At 71.3% G+C, this 12,987-nt stretch carries 11 protein-coding genes; 5 read left to right on the top strand and 6 right to left on the bottom strand.

The features are described from left to right. Positions 1 to 38 precede the first annotated feature (38 nt). The 3 genes from bmt (at position 39) to E9232_RS12150 (ending at position 4,167) form a co-directional block, all read left to right on the top strand. Positions 39 to 1,055 carry a betaine--homocysteine S-methyltransferase gene (gene bmt / locus E9232_RS12160; protein WP_309794300.1) on the top strand — a complete coding sequence of 339 codons (1,017 nt, stop codon included), beginning with the start codon at positions 39 to 41 and terminating at the stop codon, positions 1,053 to 1,055. A 226-nt stretch (positions 1,056 to 1,281) separates the two neighbouring features. After that, positions 1,282 to 3,051 (top strand): asparagine synthase (glutamine-hydrolyzing), encoded by a 1,770-nt coding sequence (asnB, locus tag E9232_RS12155; protein WP_309794299.1) that lies wholly within the window; start codon positions 1,282 to 1,284, stop codon positions 3,049 to 3,051. A 102-nt stretch (positions 3,052 to 3,153) separates the two neighbouring features. Then, positions 3,154 to 4,167 (top strand): lysophospholipid acyltransferase family protein, encoded by a 1,014-nt coding sequence (locus E9232_RS12150; RefSeq protein WP_309794297.1) that lies wholly within the window; start codon positions 3,154 to 3,156, stop codon positions 4,165 to 4,167. Positions 4,168 to 4,183: 16 nt separating this feature from the next. Here the strand turns inward: E9232_RS12150 and E9232_RS12145 are convergent, their stop codons facing one another. Next, a complete protein-coding gene (locus E9232_RS12145; protein WP_309794296.1) occupies positions 4,184 to 5,236 on the bottom strand; it encodes a cysteine hydrolase family protein in 1,053 nt (350 codons plus the stop codon). Between the two features lie 151 nt (positions 5,237 to 5,387). On the opposite strand from E9232_RS12145, the gene E9232_RS12140 reads away from it, so the two are divergent. After that, positions 5,388 to 7,004: a calcium-binding protein gene (locus E9232_RS12140; RefSeq protein WP_309794293.1), complete on the top strand. Its 1,617-nt coding sequence runs from the start codon at positions 5,388 to 5,390 to the stop codon at positions 7,002 to 7,004. A gap of 70 nt (positions 7,005 to 7,074) precedes the next feature. Here E9232_RS12140 and E9232_RS12135 read toward each other — a convergent pair whose 3' ends face one another. From E9232_RS12135 to lgt, 5 genes are all read right to left on the bottom strand, one after another. Then, positions 7,075 to 8,007, bottom strand: a complete 933-nt coding sequence (locus E9232_RS12135) for a ribose-phosphate pyrophosphokinase (protein WP_309794292.1) — start codon at positions 8,005 to 8,007, stop codon at positions 7,075 to 7,077. Positions 8,008 to 8,196: 189 nt separating this feature from the next. Beyond that, positions 8,197 to 8,973 carry a peptidoglycan editing factor PgeF gene (gene pgeF, locus E9232_RS12130; RefSeq protein ID WP_309794290.1) on the bottom strand — a complete coding sequence of 259 codons (777 nt, stop codon included), beginning with the start codon at positions 8,971 to 8,973 and terminating at the stop codon, positions 8,197 to 8,199. 57 nt (positions 8,974 to 9,030) lie between these two features. Then, positions 9,031 to 10,359 carry an NAD(P)/FAD-dependent oxidoreductase gene (locus tag E9232_RS12125; protein WP_309794289.1) on the bottom strand — a complete coding sequence of 443 codons (1,329 nt, stop codon included), beginning with the start codon at positions 10,357 to 10,359 and terminating at the stop codon, positions 9,031 to 9,033. Positions 10,360 to 10,406: 47 nt separating this feature from the next. After that, a complete protein-coding gene (locus E9232_RS12120; RefSeq protein WP_309794288.1) occupies positions 10,407 to 11,489 on the bottom strand; it encodes a class I SAM-dependent methyltransferase in 1,083 nt (360 codons plus the stop codon). 10 nt (positions 11,490 to 11,499) lie between these two features. After that, positions 11,500 to 12,327, bottom strand: coding sequence for a prolipoprotein diacylglyceryl transferase (gene lgt, locus E9232_RS12115; RefSeq protein WP_309794286.1), 828 nt, complete (start codon positions 12,325 to 12,327; stop codon positions 11,500 to 11,502). Between the two features lie 129 nt (positions 12,328 to 12,456). On the opposite strand from lgt, the gene E9232_RS12110 reads away from it, so the two are divergent. Next, a complete protein-coding gene (locus E9232_RS12110; RefSeq protein ID WP_309794284.1) occupies positions 12,457 to 12,858 on the top strand; it encodes an accessory factor UbiK family protein in 402 nt (133 codons plus the stop codon). The last annotated feature ends 129 nt before the right edge of the window (positions 12,859 to 12,987 follow it).

Here is a 12,987-nt window from a genome sequence, read left to right as displayed (position 1 = left end):
CCGTCGCGCCCATCCGCGGTTTCCATGAAGGTCCGGCCATGACCAGCACCCGCTTCCCCGATCTCCTTGCCGCCAAGCCGATCCTGTTCGCCGATGGCGGCATGGGCACCGGCCTGTTCGGCCAGGGGCTGGAGACCGGCGACAGCCCGGAGCTGTGGAACGTCGACCAGCCGGCGCGGGTGCAGGCGGTGCATCGCGGCTTCGCCGAAGCCGGATCCGACATCATCCTGACCAACACCTTCGGCGGCAACGCGCGCCGGCTGACGCTGCACAGCGCCCAGAACCGGGTGCGCGAGCTGAACGTGGCCGGCGCCCGCATCGCCCGCGCAGTGGCGGAGGAGTTTGACCGCCCGGTCATCGTCGCCGGCTCGATGGGGCCGACCGGGGACATCTTCCAGCCGGTCGGCGTGCTGAGCTACGAGGAGGGCGTCGCCGCCTTTGCCGAACAGGCCGAGGCGCTGGCCGAGGGCGGCGTCGACGTGCTGTGGATCGAGACCATCTCGGCGGCGGAGGAGATCCAGGCGGCGATCGAGGGCGCGTCGCGCACCGGCCTGCCGATCGTATCGACCATGACCTTCGACACCAATGGCCGCACCATGATGGGGCTGACGCCGGAGGCGGCGATCACCCATGGCCGCAACTGCGCCTGCCGGCCCAGCGCCTTCGGCGCCAATTGCGGCATCGGCCCGGCCCAGCTGCTGGACAGCATCCTCGGCCTGGTTCGCGCGTCGGACGGCAATGACATCATCGTCGCCAAGGGCAATTGCGGCATCCCGCAGTATCGCCAGGGCGCCATCGTCTATGACGGCACGCCGGAGATCATGGCTTCTTACGCCATCCTGGCGCGCGACGCCGGCGCCCGCATCATCGGCGGCTGCTGCGGCACCACACCGGAGCACATCCGCGCCATGGTCGCGGCGGTGAACGGCACCGCGCGCGGCCCGGTGCCGGATGTCGAGACGGTCGAACGCCTGCTGGGCCCGATCAAGACCCAGTCGGGCCGACCGGCCGAAGGCGGCGGCGAGCGCGAAGGCCGCCGGCGCCGCCGCGCCTGAGGCGGCATCGCCTGTCGCTGCGCCGCGCATCGATTACGAATCGGTAACTACCCCTTGGTGATCCGGCGGGCCTAGGGTTCGGTCCTTCGCTCCCTGCCGGACCCTCCATGACTGACCATCCGCCTGTCTGCGCGGCCCTGACCGGGGTTGCGCAGGAAGCCTTGTCGCGGCCTCATCGCGCCACGCCCACCGTCGAACGTCGCCGCCGCAGCACCGGCCTGGCGCCATGTGCGGCATAGCCGGCCTGGTGACGTGCCGAAGCGGGCCGCCGGATGCGGCGATGCTGTCCCGCCTCGAACGGGCCCTGGATCATCGCGGGCCGGATTCCTCCGGCCGCTTCGTCGGCGACGGCGTCGCCCTGATCTCGACCCGTCTCGCCATCGTCGACGTGGCCCATGGCCAGCAGCCGTTTCACGGGCCGGCCGACACCGTCCTCGTCGCCAATGGCGAGATCTACAACGCCCCGGCGCTGCGCGCCACAGTGGGGGTGGAGCACCTCGCGACCGGATCGGATTGCGAGCCGCTGGTGCACCTCTACGCCGGCCGGGGCCCGTCCTTCGCCGAGGATCTGCGCGGCATGTACGCCATCGCCGTCTATGACCGGCCGCGGCGGCGGCTGGTGCTGTCGCGCGACCCTTTCGGCATCAAGCCGCTGTACTATGTCGAGAGCGGCGGCACCTTCGCCTTCGCGTCCGAGCCGCAGGCCCTGTTCAAGGCCGGGCTGGCCCGGCCGGAGGTGGCGACGCCGCAGCGCGCCGAGCTGATGCAGCTCAAATTCACCACCGGCGAGGACACCATCTTCCCGCAGGTCCGCCGCGTCCTGCCCGGCGAGACGCTGGTGGTGGAGGACGGCCGCATCGTCCGGCGGCTGCACCGCGCCGCCTTGCCGGCCGCGATGGCGGGCTGGGCCGGCGATCCTGATTGCACGCTCGCCGCGCTGGACCGTGTGCTGGAGGACAGCGTCGGCGTCCACCTCAACTCCGACGTGCCCTGTGGGTTGTTCCTGTCCGGCGGGGTCGATTCCTCGCTGCTGCTGGCCTATGTCCGCCGCATGGCGGGCCGGCGGGTCCAGGCGATCACTATCGGCTATGACGGCGCTGATCCCGCGGATGAGAGCCGGGAGGCGATCCGGGTCGCGGCGCTGGCCGGCGCCGATTGCGAGCGGGTGGAGATGGATGCGGCGGCGTTCTGGGCCCTGGCGCCCGCCGTCGCGGCGGCACTGGACGACCCCACCGGCGACCCCGCCGCCTTGCCGACCTACTGCATGGCCCAGGCGGCCGCGAAGGGCGGGCTCAAGGTGATGCTGTGCGGCGAGGGCGCCGACGAGCTGTTCGGCGGCTATGTCCGCTACCGCCGGACCCGGCTGCCCTGGCGCTGGGTGACCCGCGGCGCCCGTGCCGAAGGCATCTTCCATGGCCTGGACGGGGTCAGCGGGCTGGAAGGCTGGCGTACCGCGCTCGGCGCGGTCGAGCGGCGCGAGACGGAGGCCGGCCGCACGCTGCTGCAGACGCTGCAGGCGATCGATTGCGACGAAGCCCTGCCGAACGCGCTCCTGGCCAAATTGGACCGCTGCCTGATGCGCCATGGCGTCGAGGGGCGCACCCCCTTCATCGACCCTGTCGTGGCCGACTTCGCCTTCTCCCTGCCGGACAGCACCAAGATCGGACTGAAGCGGGGCAAGCTGCTGCTGCGCCGGCAACTGGCGGCGATGCTGCCGGACCGCGTGGCCCGGGCGAGGAAGAAGGGCTTCAACACGCCGGTCGGGCGCTGGATGGCGGGCCGGCGGGCCGATCTTCGGGCGCTGCTGCCAAGCCAGCCCGGCCTTGCCGCCTTCGTCTCGCCCGACCTGGTCCGCCATGTCTGCGACACGGCGTCCGAGCGGCCGCAGCAGGCCTGGAGCCTGCTGTTCTACGCCCTGTGGCACAGCCATCACGTCATGGGCCTGCCGCCGGACGGGTCGGTCAGCGACGTGTTGGCGCAGGCCGCCCGGAATTGACGGTTTGCCCTCTTGAGTTGGCGCTGGATTTGACCCAAATCCAGGACACGGGCAGTCACCCCGATGAACCGAATGGGGGACCGGGCCAGCCACGAGGAGTCGATGCCGTTCCCGCTCTTGCATTCGCTGAACCGCCAGAAGAGGAAAGCCCCGGCCTGGCCAGTGTTGCGCCGCCGTATCCTTGATCTTGCCGTCGCGACCCCGGTCTATCTGCTGTTCGCGATCTTCCGGCTGCTGCCGATCGGCGCCGCCTCCGCCCTCGGCGGCTGGATTGGCCGCTCGATCGGGCCGGGCACCGGCGCCTCGCGCCATGCCGACGCCAATCTGCGGTTGGTGCTGCCCGACCTCTCCGCCGCCGACCGGCTCCGGATCGTGACCGGCATGTGGGACAATCTCGGCCGCATGGTGGGCGAATTTCCGCATCTGGCGGCGCTGCGCCGCCGCGAAGCCCGGGCGCCGAAGCGCATCCGGGTCGAGGGGTTCGAGCACCTGGAGGCGGCGCGCGCGGGCGGTCGCGCCGTGGTCTTCGCCGTCGCCCATTTCGGCAATTGGGAGATCTCGCCGATCGCGGCCGCCAATCTGGGGTTGTCGCTCACCGCCTTCTACCGGCCGCTGCGGAACCGCCTGATCGACGCGCTGCTTCGCCGCATCCGCGAATCGCTCGGCACCCGGCTGCTGGAGAAGCGGATGGAGGGCAACGGCGCCAAGCAGGCCCTGTCGATCCTGCGCGAGGGCGGGGTGCTCGGCATGCTGGTCGACCAGCGCTACACCGGCGGGCTGGCGGTGCCGTTCTTCGGCCGCGACGCGCTGACCTCGCCGGCCGCGGTGGCGCTTGCCTACCATGTCCGCTGCGACGTTCTGCCGGTCCGCTTCGAGCGGCGCGGCGGGGCGTATTTCGACGTCGTGTTCGAGGCGCCCCTGCCGTTGGCACGGACCGGGGACCGCGCCGCCGACATCGAAGCCGGAACCCGGGCCCTCAACCAGCGGGTCGAGGCCTGGGTCCGGACCAAGCCCGAGCAGTGGCTGTGGTTGCACAAGCGCTGGTACCACCCGCCGCCGCGCAAGCCGAAATACCGCAACCTGCAGCGCGAGCAGGCCCTGCCGCCGACCGGGTAGGCCGATCCCCGCCTTCTCAGCGCGGCCAGTCCGCCATCGGCACGGTGGTCTCGACGATGTGGGCGCCGAGCTCCGCCCAGCGGGCGAAGGCCTCATCGGCCTGGGGCGTGAAATCCAGCTCCGGGATCGGCCGTCCCGCCGCATCCAACCCGACGACGGCCGACATGCCGTCGCGCAGGATATAGACCCGGCGCGGCAGCGCCGGGTCGAGCGCGCGCATCCGGGCCAGTAGGTCGTCGACCGACCAGCGCACGCAATGGCTCGACGCCTGGCCGGCGACCACGATCCGGTCGGCGCCAAGCAGGTCGTGCAGCGCCGCATCGTCCTGCGGCTTCACCAGCCGGCCGCCGTCCCAGCGGTCCGGCACCTCGGCGCCGAAAGCGGAATAGCTCTCGCTCCAGGGATCGTCGCCCTTGACGATGGCCGGCGTCGCCGCGCCGCGCAGCAGGGCGTGGAACAGCCATGCCTCCTGGATCAGCCCCGGCATGGCATGGCCTTCCGACCCGATCAGGCAGTGGTCGGGCCAGACGATCAGGACGTTGCGGCCCTGCCGCGCCAGGCTGCGGACATAGTGCAGCAGCTGCCGTTCCACCCAGGCCAGGCCCTGCGCCGCGACCTCGGGCGGCAGCAGCGCCATCACGCCGGGGCTCGGCAGCAGCGCGCCGCCGGCCAGAATCTCCTCCGAGATCAGGGTGAAGGGCGGCGGCGGGGTGCCGTCGGCATCGATCCAGAACGAGCGGTGGAAGATCTGCAGCGGCGTGTGGGTGTCGAAGGTCGGCACGATGCGGTCGATGGCGCCGAGGTTGCGGTGGATGAAGGCCGCGATCCGCGCCGTGTCCTCGACCGCGCCGCGGCCGGACCGGCCGCCGACATAGAGCGCGCCCTCGGGCAGGCAGAAGTCGCGCTGCAGGTCGACCAGCAGCAGGTCGGTGCGCCCGCCCTCCACCCGCTTCAGCCGGCCGCGCCGGGCCTCGGCCGCGGCGCGCAGCCCGGCGGCGTCGGGCCGATATGACCACTCCCCGGCCCGGGCCGGATCGAAGAAGGGCGGAAGCTCCATCGTCTCGTTCATGCCGTCTCCGCCCCCTAATACTCGGGGATTGCTGGCCGGATGGGTTTTCAACACTCTGCCGCGAAGTTCGGGACGGGCCTGTGCCGCGGGTCAGGGGCTGAAAGCGCGCTGCGGACAGGTCTCACCGTCCTCAATCCTTCAGGAGACCTTGATGGCGTATTTCGAGGGTGACGACAACGACAACCAGATTCCCCAGCCGGACCAGAACACCAGCGGCGACGACACCATGTATGGCCGCGGCGGCGACGACTATCTCGATGGCGGTGGCGGCAATGACACCCTGGTGGGCGGGACGGGCGGGGACACGCTGATCGGCGGCGCCGGCATCGACACCATCAGCTATTGGGACAATCGCGGGGCCGGCGTCGTGGTCAACCTGACCACCATGACCGCGTCCGGCAACGGCTCCGACGCCCAGGGCGACGTGATCTCCGGCTTCGAGAACATCGAGGGTTCGGACTACACCGCGGGCAATGACGTCCTGACCGGATCGGCCGGAGTGAACTCGATCTGGGGCCTGGGCGGCGACGACCGCATCTACGGCATGGCCGGCGACGACATCCTCAGCGGCGGCACCGGAAACGACCTCATCGATGGCGGCGACGGCAACGACTCGATCCGGGACCTCGACCAGAACAACCAGCTCTATGGCGGCAACGGCAACGACACGATCGTGGCCGGCGGGTTCAACGACACCCTCGACGGCGGGGCGGGCAACGACTCGCTCAGCTGCGACACCGGCAGCTTCTACACCGACGAGATCAATGTGCTGCGCGGCGGGGCCGGCGCCGACCGGATCGAGGGCAGCGGCGCCAAGAACGACATCGCGACCTATTCTGAAGGCATCGTCGGCGTCACCGTCAACCTCACCACCGGCGCGGCCAGCGGCGGCAACGCCCAGGGCGACGTGCTGATCGGCATCGAGCATCTCATCGGCTCCGCCGGCAATGACCAGCTGACCGGGAGCGTCGACGTCAATTCGCTCAGCGGCGGGGCGGGGAACGACATCCTGCACGGGATGGACGGGAACGACCGGGTCGACGGCGGCGCCGGCGCGGATGCGCTGTACGGCGATTTCGGCTCCGACACGCTCACCGGCGGCGCGAACGCCGACACGCTGGATGGCGGGATCGGCAATGACAGCCTGCTGGGTGGCGACGACAACGACATCCTGCGCGGCGGCATCGGGGCCGACCGGCTCGATGGCGGCGCCGGCACCGACTCGGTGATGTACACCGAGAGCACGGCCGCGGTGACGATCAACCTGGCCAGCGGCGCCGGCAGCGGCGGCACTGCCCAGGGTGATGTGCTGCTGTCGATCGAGACCGTCTATGGCAGCAGCCACAACGACACGCTGGTCGGCAATACTGCGGCCAACGGCCTGGTCGGGGGTGCCGGCAATGATGTGCTGGCGGGCCAGGGCGGCAAGGACACCCTGATCGGCGGGGTGGGGGCCGACCGCTTCTACTATGGGGTCCTGTCGGACAGCCCGGTCGGGGCCAATGCCGACCGGATCACCGATTTCAGCCACGCCCAGGCCGACCGCATCGACCTGCACGGCATCGATGCCAACACGGGGGTGGCCGGCGACCAGGCCTTCCACTTCATCGGCAGCGGCGCCTTCACCCACCATGCCGGCGAACTGCGCGAGAGCGTGGCCGGCGGCGTCACCACGGTCAGCGGCGACGTCAACGGCGACGGCGTGGCGGATTTCAGCGTCACCCTGACCGGGGCCATCACCCTGCAGTCCGGCGACTTCCTGCTGTAGGCGGGTGGCAAGCGACACCGCCGGGCGTCGAATCCATCCGACGCCCGGCGGTGTCGCTTCTGCTACGGCCTTACTGGAACAGGCTGGAGACCGACTTTTCCTCGGCGATACGCAGGATGGCCTCGGCCATCAGCGGCGCGATGGTCAGTTGGCGGATGTTGTGGCTGCCCTGCACCGCCTCGGTCGCCAGGATGCTGTCCGTCGTCACCATCTCCTTGATCGGGGAGGCGCCGACGCGGGCCACCGCGCCGCCCGACAGCACGCCATGGCTGATATAGGCGAAGACCTCCGACGCGCCGCGCTCCATCAGGGCGGCGGCGGCGTTGCACAGCGTGCCGGCGCTGTCGGCGATGTCGTCGATCAGGATGCAGCGGCGGCCGTCGATGTCGCCGATCACGTTCATCACCTCCGACACGCCGGCCTTCTCACGCCGTTTGTCGATGATGGCGAGGTCGGCATCGAGGCGCTGGGCGATCTGCCGGGCGCGGACCACGCCGCCGACATCGGGCGAGACGATGACCAGATTCTCGCTGGAGAAGCGGCTGCGGATGTCCTTCACGAACACCGGCGACGCCACCAGATTGTCCAGCGGGATGTCGAAGAAGCCCTGGATCTGGCCGGCATGCAGGTCCAGCGTCAGCACCCGGTCGGCCCCGGCGCGGGTGATCAGGTTGGCCACCAGCTTGGCCGAGATCGGCGTGCGCGGGCCGGTCTTGCGGTCCTGCCGGGCATAGCCGTAATAGGGCATCACCGCGGTGATCCGGCGGGCCGAGCCCCGACGCAGCGCGTCGATGGTGACCAGCATCTCCATCAGGTTGTCGTTGGCGGGGAAGCTCGTCGGCTGGATGACGAACACGTCCTCGCCGCGGACGTTCTCGAGGATCTCGACGAAGACCTCCATATCCGCGAAGCGGCGGATCTGGGCCTTGGTCAGCGGAATTTGCAAATAGGCGGCGATCGCCTCGCAGAGCGGGCGATTGCTGTTGCAGGCGATGATTTTCATGAGGGCGGCTCGGTGGTCTCGGGCGGTGGGGCCGGGGCCGGATGCGGCTGCGTATAGACCGCGCGATGAGGGGTGTAAACGGCCTTGACGCAACCCTGTCCCCGAATTGTCACATCATCATTAAGACGCAGCCGCCCAGCATGGCCACGATGATGAACAGGAACAGGGTGATCAGATGCGGCATCGGCGTCAGTCCGTCAGCAGGATGGCCGAGATCTGGCGGCCGTAATCCGGCTCTTTCCGCAGGGTGGTGCGGCGGTAGCTGAAGAACTGGTCCTCGCGCCCCAGCGTGTCCAGCCCGGTGACGGTGACGTCGCGCAGCCCGGCGCGGCGCAGCCGCTGGGCGACATAGCCGGGAAGGTCGAAATGCGGGCGCGGGTCGGCGCCGTTGCTGCGGGCCGGGGTGTGGAAGAATCGGGCGCTGTCGGGATCCTCCGCCAGGAAGCGGTCGCGGAACTCCGGGCCGACCTCGTAGCCCTCGGGGCCGATGCAGGGCCCGACTGCGGCGGCGATCCGCTCCGGCACCGCGCCCAGCGCCCGCATCGCGGCGATGGTGGCGTCGGTGACGCCGCCCAGCGCGCCCTTCCAGCCGGCATGGGCGGCGCCGATCACCCCGGCCTCGGCGTCGGCCAACAGGATGGGGGCGCAATCGGCGGTCAGGATGCCCAGGGCCAGCCCGGGCCGGTCGGTGACCATGGCATCGGCCTGCGGCGCCGTCTCCGGCGTCCAGGCCGCGGTCACGGTGACCACGGTGGGGCTGTGCACCTGGTGCACGGTCAGCAACGTCTCGGCGGGGCCGAGGTCGCGGCGGCAGCGGTCGCGGTTCTCGGCCACCGCGTCGCGCCGGTCGCCCGACCCGAAGCCGCAGTTGCGCGAGGCGAAGATGCCCTCGCTGACGCCGCCGGTGCGCGGGAAGAAGCCATGGGCGAGGCCGGGCAGGGCGGACAGGGCGTCGACGGTGATCACGGGCGGCTCCGGCGGCTCATGGACAGGGACGGAATAGCACTGCAACTGCGGTCGCGACTAGAACCCGGCCTCGACCCGGATCGGCGACCCGTCGCTAAATCGGCCGAAGCGGTAGGGCGTCGGGTCGACCACCGGCGGCGCGCCGGTGACCAGGTCGGCCACCAGCCGCCCGGCCCCCGGGCCGATGCCGAAGCCGTGGCCGGAGAAGCCGGTGGCGACGAAGAAGCCGGGCACCGTCTCGACCGGCGAGATCACCGGCACCGCATCCGGGGTCACGTCGATCAGCCCGGCCCAGTCCTGCGCCCCCGGCACGCCGCGGAACAGCGGGAAGGCGGCGTCGAGCCGGGCCCGGGCCGCCCGGACCACCGACGCCACCGGCGCCGGGTCGAGGATCCGCACCCGCTCATAGACCGAGACCTGGTCCGGCGCCGCCTGCTTCGGCAGCTGCCATTCCGTCAGGAAGCGGTCGCCGACGCGCAGCCGCAGCGACCGCCATTGCGACCGCAGCGCCGGCAGGAAGTCGAAGAAGAATCGGAAGCTGTCCGGCACGATGTCGACGATGTTGGTGCGGGCGTCGGCCACGCTGTAGCCACCGTCCAGCCGCTTGCGGAAGGCGAAGCCGGAGGTCGCCGCCGCCGCCTCGGGCCCGCCCGCGACCGGCGCGGTGCGCTGGACGGAGGACAGCACCTTCAGCTGCGGCAGGCGCAGGTCCAACGCCCGGCAGAACAGGCCGGACCAGGCGCCGCCGGCCAGCACCACGGCGTTGCAGGCGACGCGGCCCTTCTCGGTCACCACGCCGGAGATGCGGCCGCCCGCGGTGTCGACCGCGCGCACGGCGCAGTTCGTCATGATGCCGGCGCCCAGCCGGCGGGCGGCGCGGGCGATCGCCGGGGCGGCCAGTTGCGGCTCGGCCCGGCCGTCGCTTTCGGTGTAGAGCGCGCCCTGGAAGCGCGTCGCCGCCCCGGGCAGCAGGCGCGCCACCTCGTCCGACCCCGCCAGCCGGGTGTCGAGGCCGTGCGCCCGGGCATGGACCATCCACTTTTCGTGCCGAGCCATCTCCGCCTCGGTCTCGCCGACATAGAGGATGCCGGCCTGGCGGTAGCCGGTCTCGGCCTCGACCGTGGCGTTCATCCCGCGCCACAGCTTCAGGCTTTCCTGCACCAGCGGGATCTCGCGCGAATCGCGGCCCATCACCCGGCACCAGCCCCAGTTGCGGCTGGACTGTTCGGCGGCGATCTCGCCCTTCTCGCACAGCAGCACCGAGACGCCGCGCTGCGCCAGGGTCAGGGCGGCGCTGGTGCCGATGATGCCGCCGCCGATGATCACGACATCGGCGCGGGCGGGCAGGGCAGGGTCCGACGGGACCGGTTCGATCGCAGGTCCCATGGGGCCGCTCCGCTGTGAGGAGGGGCGACGCTAGCGCGGCGTCGGGGTCAGGGGAACCCCGCCGGCGCGCCGGGCTGGCGCGCGGTCAGCGCCAGGGCCTTGAACAGCATGCCCATCCCGTCCGGGCCGGCCAGCCGCTCGATGGCGGCGTCGATCTCCGCGGCGCGGGCCGGCGATGCCTGCTTGAGCTGGGCGGCGCGGGCGCGCAGGCCCAGCGCCTCCAGGAACGCGCCCTGCGGCACCGGCCCGTGCGCCGCGGCGCCGGCCTGGACAGCAGCGAGGGCGAGGGCCTGGAAATCGACATGGGCGGTCAGGTCGGCCTCGCCCGGCGCCGCCAGCGGGTCGGCGAAGGCGTGGTGGCGCATCGCCTGGAAGCTGTCACCGGCTGCGCTGCGGGCCGGGCCATAGTCGACGATCAGCGCCGCGCCGCCCTGCTGCGCCAGGCGCCGGCCCAGCATCGCGGCGTGGGACAGCCCGGCCGGGCAGGCCTCGGCGATCGACCCCTCGGGCGCGCCGCGGACGGCGTCGGGGATCAGCGCCAGCCCGGGATCGGTTTGGGCCGACAGCTCCCAGCGCAGCGTGCCCGCCGCCTCGTCCCAGCCGACCAGCCGCTCGTGCCAGCCGCCGGCGCCGCGCTGCCACTGCCGGATCGGCAGGGCGTCGAAGAACTCGTTGGCCACCACCAGCACCGGCCCGTCGGGCAGGTCCGCCAGCCGGTCCAGCCACACCGGGTCGGCCGCCGCCAGACGCGCCGCCTGGGCCGCACGCAGGGTGGGGCTGGTCTCGACCAGATGCAGCCGCAGCGCCTTGCGGAAGCCGGGGGCGGCCCGGCCGATGGCGCGCAGCGCGTCCTGCATCAGGGTGCCCCGGCCAGGGCCCAGCTCGACCAGCAGCGCCGGGTCGGGCGCGCCCATGCGCTGCCACTGGTCGGCGCACCACAGCCCGACCAGCTCACCGAACACCTGGCTGATCTCCGGCGCCGTGGTGAAGTCGCCGGCCGCGCCCAGCGGGTCGCGGGTGATGTAGTAGCCGTGGCGGGGATGGCCCAGCGCCTCGGCCATGTACTGCGCCACGGTCAACGGTCCGTCGACCGCGATCCGCCGCCGCAGCAGGTCGAGCAGCGTGGTCACACCGCCGCCGTTAAGCCGCCGCCGAGGAGGCCGGGGCGGTGGCTGGTGCGGCCATCGCCGGCCGCCGGGCCGCCCAGATCACCACGGCGATGCCGATCACGATCATCGGCAGCGACAGCTCCTGGCCCCGGGTGAACCAGTCGGTGCCCATGAGGTAGCCCAGCTGGGCATCCGGTTCGCGCACGAACTCGACCAGGAAGCGCGAGACGCCGTACCAGGTGATGAAGGTGCCCAGGATGATGCCCGGCTTGGAGCGGATGCGCGCGCTGGCGGCCAGGGGCAGCAGGACCAGGAACAGCAGCAGGCCTTCCAGCCCGGCCTCGTAGAGCTGGCTGGGGTGGCGCGGCAGGGGCCCGCCGCTGGGGAACACGAAGGCCCAGGGCAGGTCGGTCGGCCGGCCCCACAGCTCGCCGTTGATGAAGTTGGCGATGCGGCCGAAGAACAGGCCGATCGGTGCGGCGGCCGCCACCACGTCGCCCAGCAGCAGGGGCGAGAAGCCGCGGCGCCAGGCGAACAGGATGATCGCCGCGGTGACGCCCAGCATGCCGCCATGGAAGGACATGCCGCCCTTCCAGATCTCCAGGATCGTCGCCGGGGCCTGCAGGTACTCGTCGAAGTTGTAGAACAGGACATAGCCCAACCGGCCGCCCAGGATGGTGCCGACCACGGCCCAGGTCAGGAAGTCGTCCAGCGCCAGCCGGTCGGGCGGCAGCGTGGTGCGGCGCGTCAGCCACAGGGCGTAGCGCCAGCCCAGCACGAAGCCGGCGATGTAGGCGAGCGCGTACCAGCGGATCGCGATAGGGCCGATCTGCAAGGCGACCGGATCGAACCAACCCATGACTATTCCCGTCCGCGGAGGGCGAAGCAAAAAGCGAGCCCTTATAGGCGCGGCATCCCGGACGTTGCAACGCAAGGCCTTGGCGGCCATATTTGCAATGATGCCTGTCATTTGTGGATATGCCTTGCGATGCCCTTCGACACCAAGCTGATCGACGATCTGGTCCGGGTTGCGACCGGGGCCTTCGGTGCCGTCGCGGGCGTGCGCGAGGAGGCGCGGTCACGCCTGCGTGAGCAGTTCGAGCACGTGCTGTCGCGGCTGGACGTCGTCACCCGCGAGGAGTTCGAGATCGTCCGCGCCCTGGCCCAGCGCGCGCGGGAAGAGCAGGAGTTGCTGGTCGCGCGGGTCGCGTCGCTGGAAGCCGCAGCCCAGCCGGCCGCCGCGAAGCGCAGCGCCCCGAAGCCTGCGGCCGCGAAGCTGCCGGTGAAGGCCGCTGCTGCGGCTGCGAAACCGGCCCGCCGGGCCGCGTCGGCGCCCGAAGCGGCCCCCGCCCCGAAGCGCCGCGGCACGCGGACGAAAGCGTCGGACTGAATTCCGTCACAAATCATCCACAGCTTTTATCGTAACGGCGGTGCATACCGGTTGCACCCAACAAGCCCTTGTGCGACCGTTGTTCAGGAAAGGCCGTAATGGACGACACTACTACATCTTGGGTATTTA

Origin of the sequence: Inquilinus ginsengisoli, assembly GCF_031453975.1 — a bacterium.
Lineage (GTDB): Bacteria > Pseudomonadota > Alphaproteobacteria > DSM-16000 > Inquilinaceae > Inquilinus > Inquilinus ginsengisoli_A.
Note: the sequence above shows the minus strand (reverse complement) of the source record. Positions and strands in the feature narration are given on the sequence as shown.

What these genes read in the sequence shown, in the direction of transcription:
- E9232_RS12135 (WP_309794292.1), bottom strand. Translation starts at nt 8,007, where the DNA reads ATGAAAATCATCGCCTGCAACAGCAATCGCCCGCTCTGCGAGGCGATC.
- E9232_RS12140 (WP_309794293.1), top strand. Translation starts at nt 5,388, where the DNA reads ATGGCGTATTTCGAGGGTGACGACAACGACAACCAGATTCCCCAGCCG.
- asnB (WP_309794299.1), top strand. Translation starts at nt 1,282, where the DNA reads ATGTGCGGCATAGCCGGCCTGGTGACGTGCCGAAGCGGGCCGCCGGAT.
- E9232_RS12150 (WP_309794297.1), top strand. Translation starts at nt 3,154, where the DNA reads ATGCCGTTCCCGCTCTTGCATTCGCTGAACCGCCAGAAGAGGAAAGCC.
- bmt (WP_309794300.1), top strand. Translation starts at nt 39, where the DNA reads ATGACCAGCACCCGCTTCCCCGATCTCCTTGCCGCCAAGCCGATCCTG.
- E9232_RS12125 (WP_309794289.1), bottom strand. Translation starts at nt 10,359, where the DNA reads ATGGGACCTGCGATCGAACCGGTCCCGTCGGACCCTGCCCTGCCCGCC.
- E9232_RS12110 (WP_309794284.1), top strand. Translation starts at nt 12,457, where the DNA reads ATGCCCTTCGACACCAAGCTGATCGACGATCTGGTCCGGGTTGCGACC.
- E9232_RS12145 (WP_309794296.1), bottom strand. Translation starts at nt 5,236, where the DNA reads ATGAACGAGACGATGGAGCTTCCGCCCTTCTTCGATCCGGCCCGGGCC.
- lgt (WP_309794286.1), bottom strand. Translation starts at nt 12,327, where the DNA reads ATGGGTTGGTTCGATCCGGTCGCCTTGCAGATCGGCCCTATCGCGATC.